Annotated in this window: 13 protein-coding genes and 1 tRNA gene; 8 read left to right on the top strand and 6 right to left on the bottom strand. The window is 64.5% G+C overall.

Translation table 11 applies throughout. The annotated features are described in order from the left end of the window. The first annotated feature begins 73 nt into the window (after positions 1-73). Genes PJ259_RS17980 through PJ259_RS17970 form a run of 3 tightly spaced genes read left to right on the top strand, consistent with a single transcriptional unit; the run spans position 74 to position 4063 of the window. On the top strand, positions 74-1345 hold the full coding sequence (locus PJ259_RS17980) for a YeaH/YhbH family protein (RefSeq protein ID WP_059313305.1): 1272 nt from the start codon (positions 74-76) through the stop codon (positions 1343-1345). Then, positions 1342-2883, top strand: coding sequence for a SpoVR family protein (locus tag PJ259_RS17975; protein WP_271653703.1), 1542 nt, complete (start codon positions 1342-1344; stop codon positions 2881-2883). The genes PJ259_RS17980 and PJ259_RS17975 overlap by 4 nt, the downstream gene beginning before the upstream one ends. A 52-nt stretch (positions 2884-2935) precedes the next feature. Beyond that, the gene (locus tag PJ259_RS17970) at positions 2936-4063 is read left to right on the top strand and encodes a multifunctional CCA addition/repair protein (RefSeq protein ID WP_271653702.1); all 1128 of its coding nucleotides are present in this window, start codon (positions 2936-2938) and stop codon (positions 4061-4063) included. Between the two features lie 134 nt (positions 4064-4197). Here PJ259_RS17970 and folK read toward each other — a convergent pair whose 3' ends face one another. Next, positions 4198-4731, bottom strand: coding sequence for a 2-amino-4-hydroxy-6-hydroxymethyldihydropteridine diphosphokinase (gene folK, locus PJ259_RS17965; RefSeq protein WP_271653701.1), 534 nt, complete (start codon positions 4729-4731; stop codon positions 4198-4200). Further along, on the bottom strand, positions 4728-5081 hold the full coding sequence (folB, locus tag PJ259_RS17960) for a dihydroneopterin aldolase (RefSeq protein ID WP_271653700.1): 354 nt from the start codon (positions 5079-5081) through the stop codon (positions 4728-4730). The genes folK and folB overlap by 4 nt, the downstream gene beginning before the upstream one ends. Positions 5082-5191: 110 nt before the next feature. On the opposite strand from folB, the gene plsY reads away from it, so the two are divergent. Further along, positions 5192-5761, top strand: a complete 570-nt coding sequence (gene plsY, locus PJ259_RS17955) for a glycerol-3-phosphate 1-O-acyltransferase PlsY (protein WP_059313300.1) — start codon at positions 5192-5194, stop codon at positions 5759-5761. 45 nt (positions 5762-5806) lie between these two features. Here the strand turns inward: plsY and tsaD are convergent, their stop codons facing one another. Beyond that, positions 5807-6832 carry a tRNA (adenosine(37)-N6)-threonylcarbamoyltransferase complex transferase subunit TsaD gene (tsaD, locus tag PJ259_RS17950; RefSeq protein WP_271653699.1) on the bottom strand — a complete coding sequence of 342 codons (1026 nt, stop codon included), beginning with the start codon at positions 6830-6832 and terminating at the stop codon, positions 5807-5809. Between the two features lie 205 nt (positions 6833-7037). On the opposite strand from tsaD, the gene rpsU reads away from it, so the two are divergent. The 4 genes from rpsU (at position 7038) to PJ259_RS17930 (ending at position 11585) form a co-directional block, all read left to right on the top strand. Beyond that, positions 7038-7253, top strand: coding sequence for a 30S ribosomal protein S21 (gene rpsU, locus PJ259_RS17945; protein ID WP_007159750.1), 216 nt, complete (start codon positions 7038-7040; stop codon positions 7251-7253). A gap of 313 nt (positions 7254-7566) precedes the next feature. Then, a complete protein-coding gene (gene dnaG, locus PJ259_RS17940; RefSeq protein WP_271653698.1) occupies positions 7567-9474 on the top strand; it encodes a DNA primase in 1908 nt (635 codons plus the stop codon). Between the two features lie 76 nt (positions 9475-9550). Further along, complete coding sequence (gene rpoD, locus PJ259_RS17935) at positions 9551-11404, top strand: RNA polymerase sigma factor RpoD (protein ID WP_059313297.1); 1854 nt, start codon at positions 9551-9553, stop codon at positions 11402-11404. A gap of 104 nt (positions 11405-11508) precedes the next feature. Next, a tRNA-Ile gene (locus PJ259_RS17930) sits at positions 11509-11585 on the top strand. A 66-nt stretch (positions 11586-11651) separates the two neighbouring features. Here PJ259_RS17930 and PJ259_RS17925 read toward each other — a convergent pair. From PJ259_RS17925 to PJ259_RS17915, 3 genes are all read right to left on the bottom strand, one after another. Further along, positions 11652-12233: a DUF4337 domain-containing protein gene (locus tag PJ259_RS17925; RefSeq protein WP_271653697.1), complete on the bottom strand. Its 582-nt coding sequence runs from the start codon at positions 12231-12233 to the stop codon at positions 11652-11654. A 58-nt stretch (positions 12234-12291) separates the two neighbouring features. After that, a complete protein-coding gene (locus PJ259_RS17920) occupies positions 12292-13551 on the bottom strand; it encodes an acyltransferase family protein (RefSeq protein WP_174523121.1) in 1260 nt (419 codons plus the stop codon). A gap of 172 nt (positions 13552-13723) precedes the next feature. Continuing rightward, entirely contained in the window at positions 13724-14602 is an 879-nt protein-coding gene (locus PJ259_RS17915) for an SMP-30/gluconolactonase/LRE family protein (RefSeq protein ID WP_271653696.1), read from the bottom strand. Positions 14603-14609: the final 7 nt, after the last annotated feature.

The following is a 14609-nucleotide window of genomic DNA, read 5'->3' as shown; positions in this document are numbered from 1 at the left end:
AGCCTGAGGCTGAACCCGCGACGACGCGCCAGCCGCGTCGTCGTGGCGTCCTGCAATAGCCCGGAGGGCCTGTATGAGTTATGTCATCGACCGGCGTCTAAACGGCAAGAACAAGAGCACGGTGAACCGCACGCGTTTCCTGCGGCGTTACCGTGAGCACATCAAGAAGGCGGTCGAGGAAGCCGTGAGCCGGCGCTCCATCACCGACATGGAACACGGCGAGCAGATCAGCATTCCTGCTCGCGATATTGACGAGCCCGCCCTTTATCAGGGCAAGGGCGGACGCCAGACCATCGTCCATCCGGGCAACAAAGAATTCGTCAGCGGCGAACGCATCCCGCGCCCCCAGGGCGGTGGTGGTGGTCAGGGCCAGGGCAAGGCCAGCAACAGCGGCGAAGGCATGGACGAATTCGCCTTCCAGATCACCCAGGACGAGTTCCTCGACTTCATGTTCGAAGACCTGGAGCTGCCCAATCTGGTCAAGAAGCAACTGACCGGCACCGACACCTTCAAGACGGTACGCGCCGGCATCAGCAACGAAGGCAATCCGGCCCGCATCAACATCATCCGCACCCTGCGCGCCTCCCATGCCCGGCGCATCGCCCTCTCCGGCGGCAGCCGCAACAAGCTGCGCGAAGCCAAGGCGGAACTGGCGCGGCTGCGCGTGGAGGAACCCGACAACCTGGGCGACATCCAGGCGCTGGAGGTCGAGATCGAGCGACTGCGCGCGCGCATCGACAAGGTGCCCTTCCTAGACACCTTCGACCTCAAGTACAACCTGCTTTCCAAGCAGCCCAGCCCCAGCTCCAAGGCGGTGATGTTCTGCCTGATGGACGTCTCCGGCTCCATGACACAGGCCACCAAGGACATCGCCAAGCGCTTCTACATCCTGCTCTACCTGTTTCTCAAGCGGAATTACGAGCGCATCGAGGTGGTGTTCATCCGCCACCACACCAGCGCCAAGGAAGTGGACGAGGAAGAGTTCTTCTACTCCCGCGAAACCGGCGGCACCATCGTCTCTAGCGCCCTCAAGCTCATGCAGGAAGTCATGGCCGAGCGCTACCCGGTCAACGAGTGGAATCTCTATGCTGCCCAAGCATCCGACGGCGATAACTGGAATGACGACTCGCCCATCTGCCGGGAGATCCTGACCAAGCAGATCCTGCCCTTCATGCAGTACTACACCTACGTGGAGATCACCCCGCGCGAACACCAGGCGCTGTGGTACGAGTACGAGAACGTTCGCGGTGCGTTCCCGGATTCCTTCTCGCAGCAGCAGATCGTCTCGGCGGGGGATATCTATCCCGTGTTCCGCGAACTGTTCCAGCGGAGACTCGTGTCATGAAGCGTGAGCCCATCTCCACCGGTTCGGAATGGACCTTCGAACTGATCCAGACCTACGACCGGGAGATCGCCCGGATCGCCAAGCGCTATGCGTTGGACACCTACCCCAACCAGATCGAGGTGATCACCGCCGAGCAGATGATGGATGCCTATGCTTCCATCGGCATGCCCATCGGCTACAACCACTGGTCCTACGGCAAGCACTTCCTGCATACCGAGAAGCACTACAGCCGCGGCCAGATGGGCCTGGCCTACGAGATCGTGATCAACTCCGATCCCTGCATCGCCTACCTCATGGAAGAGAACACCATGACCATGCAGGCGCTGGTGATCGCCCACGCCTGCTATGGCCACAACAGCTTCTTCAAGGGCAACTACCTGTTCCGCACCTGGACCGATGCCAGCTCCATCATCGACTACCTGGTGTTCGCCAAGCAGTACATCACCCAGTGCGAGGAACGCCATGGCATCGATGCCGTGGAAGAGCTGCTGGATTCCTGCCATGCCCTGATGAACTACGGGGTGGATCGCTACAAGCGGCCCTATCCGATCTCCGCCGCCGAGGAACGCCAGCGGCAGAAGGAACGCGAAGAGCAGCTGCAACGCCAGGTCAACGATCTCTGGCGGACCATTCCCAAGATGGCCGGCAAGGAGCTGCATGACGAGGGCGCGCGCTTTCCCGCCGAACCCCAGGAAAACATCCTCTATTTCCTGGAAAAGCATGCCCCGCTGTTGGAGCCCTGGCAGCGCGAGGTGATCCGCATCGTGCGCAAGATCGCCCAGTACTTCTATCCCCAGCGCCAAACCCAGGTGATGAACGAGGGCTGGGCTACCTTCTGGCACTACACCCTGCTCAACGATCTCTACGACGAGGGCCTGGTGACCGAAGGCTTCATGTTCGAATTCCTGCAATCCCACGCCGGGGTGATCTACCAGCCGGGCTTCGACAGCCCCTACTACAGCGGCATCAACCCCTACACCCTGGGCTTCGCCATGTTCCGCGACATCCGCCGCATCTGCGAGGACCCTACGGAAGAAGACCGCCGCTGGTTCCCCGACATCGCCGGCAGCGACTGGCTGGCCACCGTCACCTTCGCCATGAAGAGCTTCAAGGACGAGAGCTTCATCCTGCAGTACCTTTCGCCCAAGGTGATCCGCGACCTCAAGCTGTTCAGCATTCTCGATGACGATCAGCGCGACGAACTGGAAGTAGCGGCCATCCACGACGACGCTGGTTATCGCCTGATCCGCGAACAGCTCGCCGCCCAGTACAACCTGGGCAATCGCGAGCCCAATGTGCAGATCTGGAACGTCGACCGGCGTGGCGATCGCTCGCTCACCCTTCGCCACTTCCAGCATGATCGCAAGCCGCTGGGCAATTCCACGGACGAGGTGCTCAAGCACCTGCACCGGCTCTGGGGTTTCGACATCCGCCTGGAAAGCATGAGGGGCGAAGACGTCGCCCAGAGCTTCCTTGTTCCACCCCGCCATGAGAGTCGCGACCAGGACCGCCGTCTGGATCTGGCCTCGCCGATCTGAGCCGACCCGGTCTTTCACGCTATCCTAGGCCTCCGCAAGGAGGTCTTTTTCTATGCAAATCTACAAGGTAGGCGGCGCTGTACGCGATCGCCTGCTCGGCCGACCGGTCACCGAAGTGGACTGGGTCGTGGTGGGTGCCACCGCCGAGGCCCTGGCCGCCCAGGGCTTTCGCCCGGTAGGGGCCGACTTTCCGGTCTTCCTGCATCCCGAGACGGGTGAGGAGTACGCCCTGGCCCGTACCGAACGCAAGAGCGGGCGCGGCTATGGCGGCTTCACCTTTCACGCCGCACCCGACGTCACCCTCGAACAGGATCTGATCCGCCGCGACCTTACCGTCAACGCCATGGCCGAGGATGACGAAGGGCATGTCATAGACCCCTATGGCGGGCGCGCCGATCTCCAGGCGCGCCTGTTGCGCCACGTCTCCCCGGCCTTCGCCGAAGACCCCCTGCGTGTGCTGCGCGTGGCCCGCTTCGCCGCCCGCTATTGCACCCTGGGGTTTCAGGTGGCGCCCGAGACGCTGCTGCTGATGCAGGAGATGGTCGCCAGCGGCGAGCTGGATGCCCTGACCGCCGAACGGCTGTGGAAGGAAATCTCCCGCGCCCTGCTCGAAGAGCGCCCCGATGTCTTCATTCGGGTGCTGCACGATTGCGGTGCCCTGGCCGTGCTCTTGCCAGAGGTCGTAGCGCGTTTCGCAGCCGATCGGCCTGAACCGGGTGCCCGGCTCTATGCCACCCTGCGCCAGACGGCAGAGGTACAGGCGTCGCTGAATGTACGCTGGGCCTGTCTGCTATTGGACGTACCCGAAGAGCAGCACGCTGCGATCAGCGCCCGCCTCAAGGTCCCGCGCGAACCCGCCGAACTGGCACTGTTGCTGGCTCGCCACTGGCCCACGGCCCTGCAGGCTCGGCAGCTGACACCGGAAGCCTGGTTCGAGCTGCTGCAAGGGTTCGATGTGCTGCGGCGTCCGGCGCGCTTCGAAGAATTCCTCCAGGCCTGCACCTGTGCGGCGACGGTCAGGACCGACGAGGGCGAGCCACCGCTGGCCTTGCTGCGTCAAGCGGCCGAGGTGTTGCGTGGAGTCGAGGTCCAACCCCTGGTCGCCCAGGGCTTCAAGGGCGCGGCTCTGGGCGAGGCGCTCAAACAGGCCCGCATCGACGCCCTGGCCCAGCTTTCGTAGGTTGGGTTGAGCACAGCGAAGCCCAACACCCCAACCACGGAGCACCGTTGGGCTTCGACGATGGAGCTGTCTCAACCCAACCTACCCGACCCGTAGGTTGGCGCTGAGCGCAGCGAAGCCCAACGACCGCTGCGCTATACCCGATCGGCGCTCAGCAACGCGTCGGGCGTCAACTCCAGCCCCTTCCAACTGAAAGACACCGGCCGCAACACCTGGTTGGTCTGGGCACGCATTTCCTGCCACAGCTCGTTGAAGCTACGGCCATTGTCCGGATGCCGCCGCTCGCCCACCAGCAAGGCCAGCGGCCAGAGCACGAAGGCATTGCGCAGGATCTCGGCGCGCGGCAGCGTCAGGCCCTCGAACTCGCCGGTCAGGTCGCCATGCAGCAAGATGTCGATGTCCAGCGGCAAGCCCTGGCGATCCGGCGCATAGCGGCCACTGCGGGTTTCGATGGCCTTGAGTCTCTGACTCAGGGCCATGGGATCGAGCGCTGTATCACCTGCGACCACCAGATTGAAGAAAGGCGCGCTGCGGATACCTACCGCCTCGCTTTCGAACACCGGCGAGCACTGCATATCGGTCAGCAGCGTCGCGAGTTCGTCCAGGGCCATGCCCAGGTGCCGCTCGCGCTGGATGTTGCTGCCCAGCCCCAGATAGACCCGGGTCACGCCTGCCCCCGCTCGATCTCCACACCCACGCCGCGGGCGGTCGGCACCGCGCCGGGCTTGGTGATGCGCAGGCGCAGCCAGGGCAACTTGAATTCCGCCTGCAGTAAGGCGGCCAGGCGCTCGGCAAAGGTCTCGACCAGTTCGAAGGCGGTCTCGTGGGCGAAGGTGGTGATGCGCTCGGCCACCGCCGCGTAATTCAGGGTGTGCTCGAGTTCGTCGTTCTTGGCCGCCGCGCGAATGTCCCAACCCATGGTGAGATCGATGCGCAGGCACTGGCGGATGTCACGCTCCCAGTCGTACACCCCTATTACGGTGTCGACCTCGAGCCCCTCGATGAAAACCTTGTCCACTGCCTTTGCCTCGCACCTTTGCCGTGCTCTGTTTGATCGTCGCCGCCGGCCTATCGTCGGGCGGCGGGCTGTCGGTAGAATCGAGCCTTCTCCTGGCGCGGAACCCTACCATGTTCTGGCTGCTGCTCCTGCTGGCCTACCTGCTGGGCTCGCTCTCCTTCGCCGTGCTGCTCAGTCGCCTGTTCGGCACTCGCGACCCGCGTCACGACGGCTCCGGCAATCCCGGCGCCAGCAACATGCTGCGTCTGGCCGGACGCAAGCTGGCGCTGCTGACCCTGGCCGGCGACCTGAGCAAGAGCCTGATTCCCGTGCTCATCGCTCAGCAGCTGGGACTCTCGCCGCTGCAGCAGGCCTGGATTGGCCTGGCTGCCGTGGTCGGTCATCTCTATCCGTTGTACTTTCACTTCAGAGGCGGCAAGGGCGTCGCCACGGCCGCCGGTCTGCTGCTGGGGGTCTATCCACCCGCTGCCCTGCTGGGTCTCGCCCTTTGGGCCACGGTGTTCGCCACGCTCCGGATTGCCTCCCTGGCGTCGCTGGTGGCGCTGCTCGGCATCCTGCCGCTGTTCGCCTGGCAGCGCCCGGACCTGTTGGCGCCGATGCTGCTGCTCGCGCTGCTCATCCTGATTCGCCATAGACACAATCTGCGCGCCCTGCGTCAGGGGACCGAGCGTCATTTTTGACCCTGGCGCCGCACGGGGATTACCCGGCGACGCCTTCCGCCCGTCTCAGAGCGCCGCCAGTTGTTCCATGGGCCAACGCGCCTTGACGGCAATGGCCGGGCCCTCGTGCTGGCCGGCCAGCAACCGCTGGCAACCGGCATAGGCGATCATGGCGCCGTTGTCGGTGCAGAAGCGCGGCCGGGCATAGAAGACGTGACCACCCAGCTCGCCAAGCATCTGCTCCAGCGTCTGGCGCAGCGCCTGGTTGGCACTGACGCCACCGGCGATCACCAGTGACTTCAGACCGGCCTGCTTCAGCGCTCTCTTGCACTTGATCGTCAGGGTCTCGACCACCGCCGTCTGGAAGGCCAGGGCGACGTCGCAGCGGGTCTGCTCGCCATCGTCACCGGCGGCCTTGCAACGCTGCCAGGTGGTGAGGGTGAACGTCTTGAGACCACTGAAGCTGAATTCCAGCCCCGGCCGATCGGTCATCGGTCGCGGGAAGACGAAGCGGCCTGGAACGCCACGCTCGGCCAGGCGCGCGATTTCCGGTCCGCCCGGATAGCTCAGGCCCAACAGCTTGGCGGTCTTGTCGAAGGCCTCGCCGGCGGCGTCGTCCAGGGACTCGCCCAGCACCGTATAGCGACCGATGCCATCCACCTGTACCAGCTGGGTGTGGCCACCGGAGACCAGCAGGGCGACGAAGGGAAACTGCGGCGGCTGCTCTTCGAGCATGGGCGCCAGCAGATGACCTTCCATATGGTGGACGCCCAAGGCGGGCACGCCCCAGGCCAGCGCCAATGCCTGGGCGCAGGCCGCGCCCACCAGCAGGGCGCCGACCAGACCGGGGCCGGCGGTATAGGCGATGGCGTCCACGTCTTCAGGGCGGCTGCCCGCCTCGTCCAGCACTTCGCGGATCAGCGGCAGCATGCGCTTGACGTGGTCGCGCGAAGCGAGCTCCGGCACCACGCCACCGTAGACGCGGTGCAGATCGATCTGGCTGAACAGCGCATCGGCCAGCAGGCCGCGCTCGCTGTCGTAGAGGGCGACGCCGGTTTCATCGCAGGACGTTTCCAGTCCCAGAACACGCATGGAGATAAGCCTTCGAGGGTATAAGATGTCAGGCTGCGCATGATAAGCGCCGCTTCCAGCACCGGCCAGCGCTTTTCGTCCGCCGGGGCTTGGCAGCAAGGCAGTTGAAGAGTTACTATCCGCAACCCTTAAAAACCGACGCTTCCCGTGCCCTTTTGCCGCTAGCGTTGGATTAAACCTCGGTAAATTTGAAGGTACGACCTGGATGCCCAACGTCAAAGTCAAAGAAAACGAACCCTTCGACGTAGCGCTGCGTCGTTTCAAGCGTTCCTGCGAGAAGGCCGGTGTACTGGCCGAAGTTCGTAGCCGCGAGTTCTACGAAAAGCCCACCGCTGAGCGCAAGCGTAAAGCTGCCGCCGCGGTCAAGCGTCACGCCAAGAAAGTACAGCGCGAGCAGCGCCGTCGCGAGCGCCTGTACTGAGTTACAGAGCTCTTCTGGCGTCATAAGACAACCCGACCTCTGGTCGGGTTGTTTGTTTCTGGCCTTCCCGTTTCGCCCTGGCGTCCTCTGGCGCAGTGCGGTGCCTCAGAAGTTCGCGCAAGATTTGGCGAGTGATTTTTTGGCCTGGGCAAGGCGCTGCGACGAGTCATAGCAGGGCTATGGCGAGGAGTAGCAACGCCGTCCAGGACGAAAAAGCGCCGCCAAAATTGTGTAGATAACTTCTGAGGCACCGCACTAGACTGCCCTCCTCGCTCCACCCTCCGCTCTTCGCCCTTCTATCCAGACGCTGACCATGGCCGGACTCATCCCGCAAGGCTTCATCGACGACCTGCTCAATCGCACCGACATCGTCGAGGTGGTGGGCGCGCGGGTGAAGCTCAAGAAGGCCGGCAAGAACTGGATGGCCTGTTGCCCCTTCCATAATGAGAAGACGCCCTCTTTCAGCGTCAGCCCTGACAAGCAGTTCTACTACTGCTTTGGCTGCGGCGCGGGCGGCAATGCCCTGGGCTTCATCATGGACCACGACAACCTCGAATTTCCCGAGGCGGTCGAGGAGCTGGCCAAGCGCGCCGGCGTGGAAGTACCGCGCGAAGAGAGCGGCGGTCGGCGCAAGCCGCGACAACCCACGGATTCCCCGCTCTACCCCTTGCTGGCCGCAGCCGCCGAGTTCTATCGCCTGGCGCTGCGCAACCATCCCAAGCGCCAGGCGGCGGTGGACTACCTGAAGAAGCGTGGCCTCACCGGCGAGATCGCCCGCGACTTCGGCCTGGGCTTCGCCCCGCCCGGCTGGGACAACCTGGGCAAGCACCTGGGCGGCGATGACCTGCAGCAGAAGGCCATGCTCGATGCCGGCCTGCTGGTGGAAAACGCTGAGAGCGGCAAGCGCTACGACCGCTTTCGCGACCGGGTGATCTTCCCCATCCGCGACAGCCGTGGCCGAGTCATCGCCTTTGGCGGCCGCGTGCTAGGCGACGACAAGCCCAAGTATCTCAACTCGCCGGAGACCCCGGTGTTCCACAAGGGCCAGGAACTCTACGGCCTGTTCGAGGCGCGCAAGCACAACCGTGACCTGGACGAGATCCTAGTCGTGGAAGGCTACATGGACGTCATCGCCCTGGCCCAGCAAGGCATCCGCAATGCCGTGGCCACCCTGGGCACCGCCACCAGCGAAGAGCACATCAAGCGTCTGTTCCGCATCGTGCCGAGCATCCTGTTCTGCTTCGACGGCGACCAGGCCGGCCGTAGCGCCGCCTGGCGCGCCCTGGAATCGGCGCTACCGGTGCTCAAGGACGGCTTCCGGGTGCGCTTCCTGTTCCTGCCCGAAGGCGAAGACCCGGATACCCTGGTCCGTGCCGAAGGCGCGGATGCCTTCCAGGCGCGCTTCGTCCAGCAGGCCCAGCCGCTGGCCGAGTACTTCTTCCAGCAACTGATGATCGAGGCGGATCCGGCCACCCTGGAGGGCAAGGCACACCTGGCCACCTTGGCGGCGCCGCTGATCGAGAAGATCCCTGGCAACAACCTGCGGCTGCTGATGCGCCAGCGCCTGAGCGAACTCACTGGCCTGGGCAACGAGGCGTTGAGCCAGCTGACACCCGCCGCGCCGCCGCAGGACGCTCCTCCCATGGACTATGGCGACTACGCCTATGCCCATGCCGAAGAAGCCCCCGCACAGCAGCAGTGGACGCCACGCCGCGACGGTAAGGGCGGGCGCGATGGCAAGGGCTGGAAAAAGGATTTCAACAACAAGGGTGGCGGCGAGCGCATTCCACGTCAGCCTCCGGTCAAGGTGGAGACGCCGGTACTGGCCGCGCTGCGCAGCCTGCTGCACCACCCGACCCTGGCCCAAGCGGTACAGGACGCCCGCAACCTGGCCGAGGAAAGCGATCAGTACGCCCAGCTGCTGGTCGCCCTGGTCGAGGCCCTGCAGAAGAAACCGGGGCAGAGCACCCTGGCGCTCATCGCGCGCTGGCACGGCACCGAACAGGGTCGACTGCTGCGCGCCCTGGCGGAAAAAGAATGGCTGATTGCCGGCGACAACCTTGAACAACAGTTTTTCGACACCATAACGAGGTTAGCCGCCAGCCAGCGTGATCGCTCGCTGGAGCAACTCCTACGCAAGGCGCGACAGAGCGAGCTGAGCTCCGAAGACAAGGACCGCCTACGCGAACTCCTCAGCCGTCCGGCGGGGTCCGTGACCTAACTGGCACGACCACCGTCTAACCGGCTATAATGTTCAGCTATTTTTGCCCGCCTAAGCCTTCAGTGGAAGGGTACCTATGTCCGGAAAAGCGCAACAGCAATCCCGTCTGAAAGAATTGATCGCCCGCGGTCGTGAGCAGGGTTACCTGACTTACGCGGAGGTCAATGACCACCTACCGGAGGATATTTCAGATCCGGAACAGGTGGAAGACATCATCCGCATGATCAATGACATGGGGATCAACGTATTCGAAACCGCGCCGGACGCCGATGCCCTGCTGCTGGCCGAGACGGATACCGACGAAGCCGCCGCCGAAGAAGCCGCTGCCGCCCTGGCCGCAGTGGAGAGCGATGTCGGCCGCACCACCGACCCGGTGCGCATGTACATGCGTGAAATGGGCACCGTGGAGCTCCTGACCCGCGAAGGCGAGATCGAGATCGCCAAGCGCATCGAGGAAGGCATCCGCGAAGTCATGGGCGCCATCGCCCAGTTCCCGGGTACCGTCGACTACATCCTCAGCGAATACACCCGCGTCACCACCGAAGGCGGTCGCCTGTCCGACGTCCTCGCCGGCTACATCGATCCCGACGACGGTACCCTGCCGAACGAGAGCAATGAGCTGCCCGTCCCGAACAAGGCCACCGATGCCAAGGCCGTGGACGACGAGAAGGACGAAGAGGAAGAAAGCGACGACGCCGACGAGGAAGAAGGCGACGGCGGTCCGGATCCGGAAGAGGCTCGCCTGCGTTTCGGCGCGGTCGCCGAGCAGCTGGAAAAGACCAAGAAGGTGCTGAAGAAGCACGGCCGCGATAACGACCACGCCGTGGAAGAATTCGTCGCCCTGGCCCTGCTGTTCTCGCCGATCAAGTTGGTGCCCAAGCAGTACGAAGCCCTTGTGATCCGCGTGCGCGAGTCCCTGGAACGCGTCCGTGGCCTCGAGCGCGCCATCATGCAGCTGGCCGTACGCGATGCCCGTATGCCGCGTGCCGACTTCCTGCGCCACTTCCCCGGCAACGAGACCAACACCGAGTGGACCGCTGGCCTGCTCAAGGGCAAGCCCAAGTACGCCGAAGGTCTCGAGCGCTTCCAGGCCGACATCCAGGCCAAGCAGGCCCAGCTGGCTGAACTTGAGCGTAACTACGAGCTGAAAGTCTCGCAGATCAAGGACATCAACCGCGCCATGTCCATTGGCGAGGCCAAGGCCCGCCGCGCCAAGAAGGAAATGGTCGAGGCCAACCTGCGTCTGGTGATCTCCATCGCCAAGAAGTACACCAACCGCGGTCTGCAATTCCTCGATCTGATCCAGGAAGGCAATATTGGCCTGATGAAGGCGGTGGACAAGTTCGAATACCGCCGTGGCTACAAGTTCTCCACCTATGCCACCTGGTGGATTCGCCAGGCCATCACCCGCTCCATCGCCGACCAGGCGCGCACCATCCGGATTCCGGTGCACATGATCGAGACGATCAACAAGCTGAACCGGATCTCCCGCCAGATGCTGCAGGAGATGGGTCGCGAGCCGACCCCGGAAGAGCTGGGCGAGCGCATGGAGATGCCCGAGGACAAGATCCGCAAGGTGCTCAAGATCGCCAAGGAGCCGATCTCCATGGAGACGCCCATCGGCGACGATGAGGATTCGCACCTGGGCGATTTCATCGAGGACAGCACCATGCAGTCCCCGATCGAAGTGGCCACCAGCGAAAGCCTCAAGGAAGCCACCCGCGACGTGCTCTCCGGCCTCACCGCCCGTGAAGCCAAGGTCCTGCGCATGCGTTTCGGCATCGACATGAACACCGACCACACCCTTGAGGAAGTGGGCAAGCAGTTCGACGTCACCCGCGAGCGTATCCGCCAGATCGAAGCCAAGGCCCTGCGCAAGCTGCGCCACCCTTCCCGCAGCGAACACCTGCGCTCCTTCCTCGACGAGTAAGGCGCCAGCGCTGCACCAGAAACCGGAGCCCAGGCTCCGGTTTTTTTATGCCCGACAAGGGTTTGGCGATCCTGCCCACCCCCGGTATACTCCACCGCGCTATAGGGCCTATAGCTCAGTTGGTTAGAGCAGAGGACTCATAATCCTTTGGTCCACGGTTCGAGTCCGTGTGGGCCCACCAGCTTCCAGGAGCCGCGCGTTGCGCGGCTTTTTTGTGCCTGCAAATCGCTTTTCACGCTTCTGGCGCTTACACATGCAACAGCGCCAACATCCCAACCACTACCCCTCCCCCCGCCACCCCATAGACCGCCGCCTGCAGCCAGCGCCGCCGGGTCAGCAGGGTGATGGCGGCCAGAGAGATGGCGACCTGCATCAGCATGGTCGCCTGGGCCCAGCGGTGGTGGCGGTGGAGTTGGATTTCGCTCAGGGCTTCGTTGGCGTCGACCTTGGCTTCCAGGGCTTCGGCCTTGGTGCGGATCTCGGCCTTTTGCTGGGCATAGCGTTGGCTGTCCTGGGTGAAGCGTTGTGCGGTCTCGGGGTTGGTAGTGAGCGCGGCGCCCAAGTCGGCGAGGTTCTGCTTTTCGCCCTTGGCCTGGTAGTAGCCCCATTGGTTGGCGGCTTCGGTCTTGGCGATGGCTTCTTCGTTCTTGTAGTAGAGCGCCAGGCTCTCGGCGTTGCCGCCCTGATAGGCACAGAGCGCGCCTAGCGTCGCGAGGATGGCGGTGGTGACGGCGATGCGGCCGGTGAGGCTGTCGCGGCGATGGGCGCCGTGAGCGGCGTGTTCCACTTCGTGGTCGTGGGGGCCGTGGACTTCGTATTCGCTGGACAAGGCTCAGCTCCGCTGCGGTTTCCTGCGGCGAGGCTAGTCGGGCTGGCTTAAGGCCTTCTTAAGAGTTGGGCAAGCGTGCCTGCAGCCAGCGCCTTAGCGGGCCGGCTACCCAGCGCTGCATGGCCAGGCCGAGCAGGACGATGAGCACCAGGTGCAGCGGCAGCATCCAACCGGGGATGGGGATGGGCAGCGCCAGCACCTCGCCGACGTCTTCTGCCAGGTCTTCGAGGCTGTCGCCGGCCAGGTGCATCCAGCCCAGCAGGGTGCGGGTCCAGGGTTCGAGCACGCCGATCAGCGGGGTGTGGACGGCGAAGATGCACAGTGAGGCCTCGCCGAGGCGCTGGGCCAGGCGGCGCACACCGGCGCGGCCGGGCTCGCCGAAGGTGGCGCAGGCCAGCAGCACGGCGGCCTGGAAGGGCGTGAGCAGGCCGTTGTGGACCAGGTAGAACCAGCGGCGGCCATCGCCTTCCAGCAGCAGGGCGCCCAGCCACAGGCCGGTGAGGCCAAACAGCAGCAGAGGTACGCGCAGGCGCTGGGTCGTCTCGGCCACCCAGGGCTCCTGCACGGCGCGATAGAGCAGGATGCCAAGCAGGAATTCCGGCAGGCGGATCAGCGGATTGCGATGGATGACGCCCACGGTGACGGTATCGAAGGCCTGGGCCCAGGTGGCCACCAACGGGCCGAGCAGATAGAGCCCCCAGAGCACGGCGGCAGCCAGGGCCCAGCGGCGCAGGCGCATCAGTCGCGGGCCCAGCAGCGGGAACAGCAGGTAGAAGAACAGCAGTGCCGAGATCGACCAGGCGGCGCCGTTGAGCCAGAGAAAGCGCGGTTCCCAGGATTGCAGCAGAAGCAGTTGCAGGAGCACATGGGTGGTAGCGGCCAGCCAGGTCAGCGGCAGCATTTCGTCCAGCTCGCTGCCCTCCTCCAGCTGCAGATAAGGATGCTGGTTGTAGTAGACCGGCACCCCGTGCTCCAGCCAGGAGTCCTGGGACAGCCAGTAGGACAGGCCTAGCGCCACCAGCAGAGTGAGCAAATGGATGGGATAGAGGTTGCACAGTCGGCGCAGCACGAAGCCGCGCGAGCTGCCCTTGAGCGCGCCCTGGCGATCCAGGCTGACGTGGGCCAGCAGAAAGCCGGAGAGCAGAAAGAAGGTGCTGGTGGCGAAGAAGCCCATGCCGGCCAGGCGGCGGAAGGCGTCCGGCAGATCGCTATAGAGCCCGCCCAGGTGGTAGACGACCATATACAGCGCCATGAGGAATCTCAGCCATTCCAGGCCGTAGTAACGGGCGGTGGGGCGGAGTGCGGGTGAGGGGGTCATGGCGGCGCTTTACGGCAGGTAGAGCGTGATTATAAGCCGCCCGGGCTCGCCTCTTGCCGCTACTCATGACAAAAGCATGACAACCGGTGTCCTGGGATTACCAGGCGTTGGTCAGAGGGCGAGCCAGGACCCCTCCGCCAGGAGTCCTGCTGCAGCTGAGCTCGACTGCCGCTCAGCCCGCGAAGGCGGGCTCGGGCAATCCCTGCACCCCGGGATCCAGGGCGAACAGCCCGCCGGCCAGTGGCTGGTCGGCGAGATCCCCGCCTGGGCGGATGGAGGTGACGAACAGGGTGTCCAGGTTGCGCCCACCGAAGGCGCACATGGCGGGCTTCTTGACCGGCACAGCCAGGGAGCGATCCAGGCGGCCATCGGGGGTGAAGCGGTGGATCAGACCGGCGTCGTTGCCGCAGATCCAGTAGCAGCCGTCCACATCCACCGCGGCGCCATCGGGCCGGCCGGGATGGGCATTCATGTCGACGAACAGTCGCCGGTTGCTGGGGGTTCCCGTATCGGGATCGTAGTCGAAGGCCCAGATCAGCTGGCGGCTGGGATGGGAGTCGGACAGGTAGAGGGTGCGGCCATCGGGACTCAGGGCCAGGCCGTTGGGGACGATGAGGTCGTCCAGCAGCAACCTGGCGCCCTCACCTGCCGTGTGGCTGTAGAGGCGCCCCGCAGTCGCGCCCTGGGCCATGTCCTGCACCATGGTGCCCACCAGGAAACGGCCCTGGCGATCGCAGCGACCATCGTTGCATCTCATGGCCGACTGGGCATGATCGAGGGCGACCAGGCGTTCGCCGGTCAATTGACCGGTGGCTTGGGTCTGCAGGGTGAAGAGACCGCTTTCTAGGCCGGCGAGCCAGCCGCCGCCCTCGCGCGCGGCGATGCAGGCGAGCATTTCCGGTGCGCTCCAGCTGTCCAGCGCACCCGCCGGGGTCCAGCGATGCAGCCGTTTGGCCGGGATATCGACCCAGTAGAGCGCCTGTTCGGCAACGTGCCAGACCGGGCACTCCCCAGTGGAGTTGCGGGCATCGACGAGCAATTCGGCAGTCATGGCGGCC

Source organism: Pseudomonas sp. JBR1 (assembly GCF_028198185.1).
Lineage (GTDB): Bacteria > Pseudomonadota > Gammaproteobacteria > Pseudomonadales > Pseudomonadaceae > Chryseomonas > Chryseomonas oryzihabitans_E.
The sequence above is the reverse complement of the archived record's forward strand: the minus strand, read 5'-3'. Positions and strand labels throughout refer to the sequence as shown.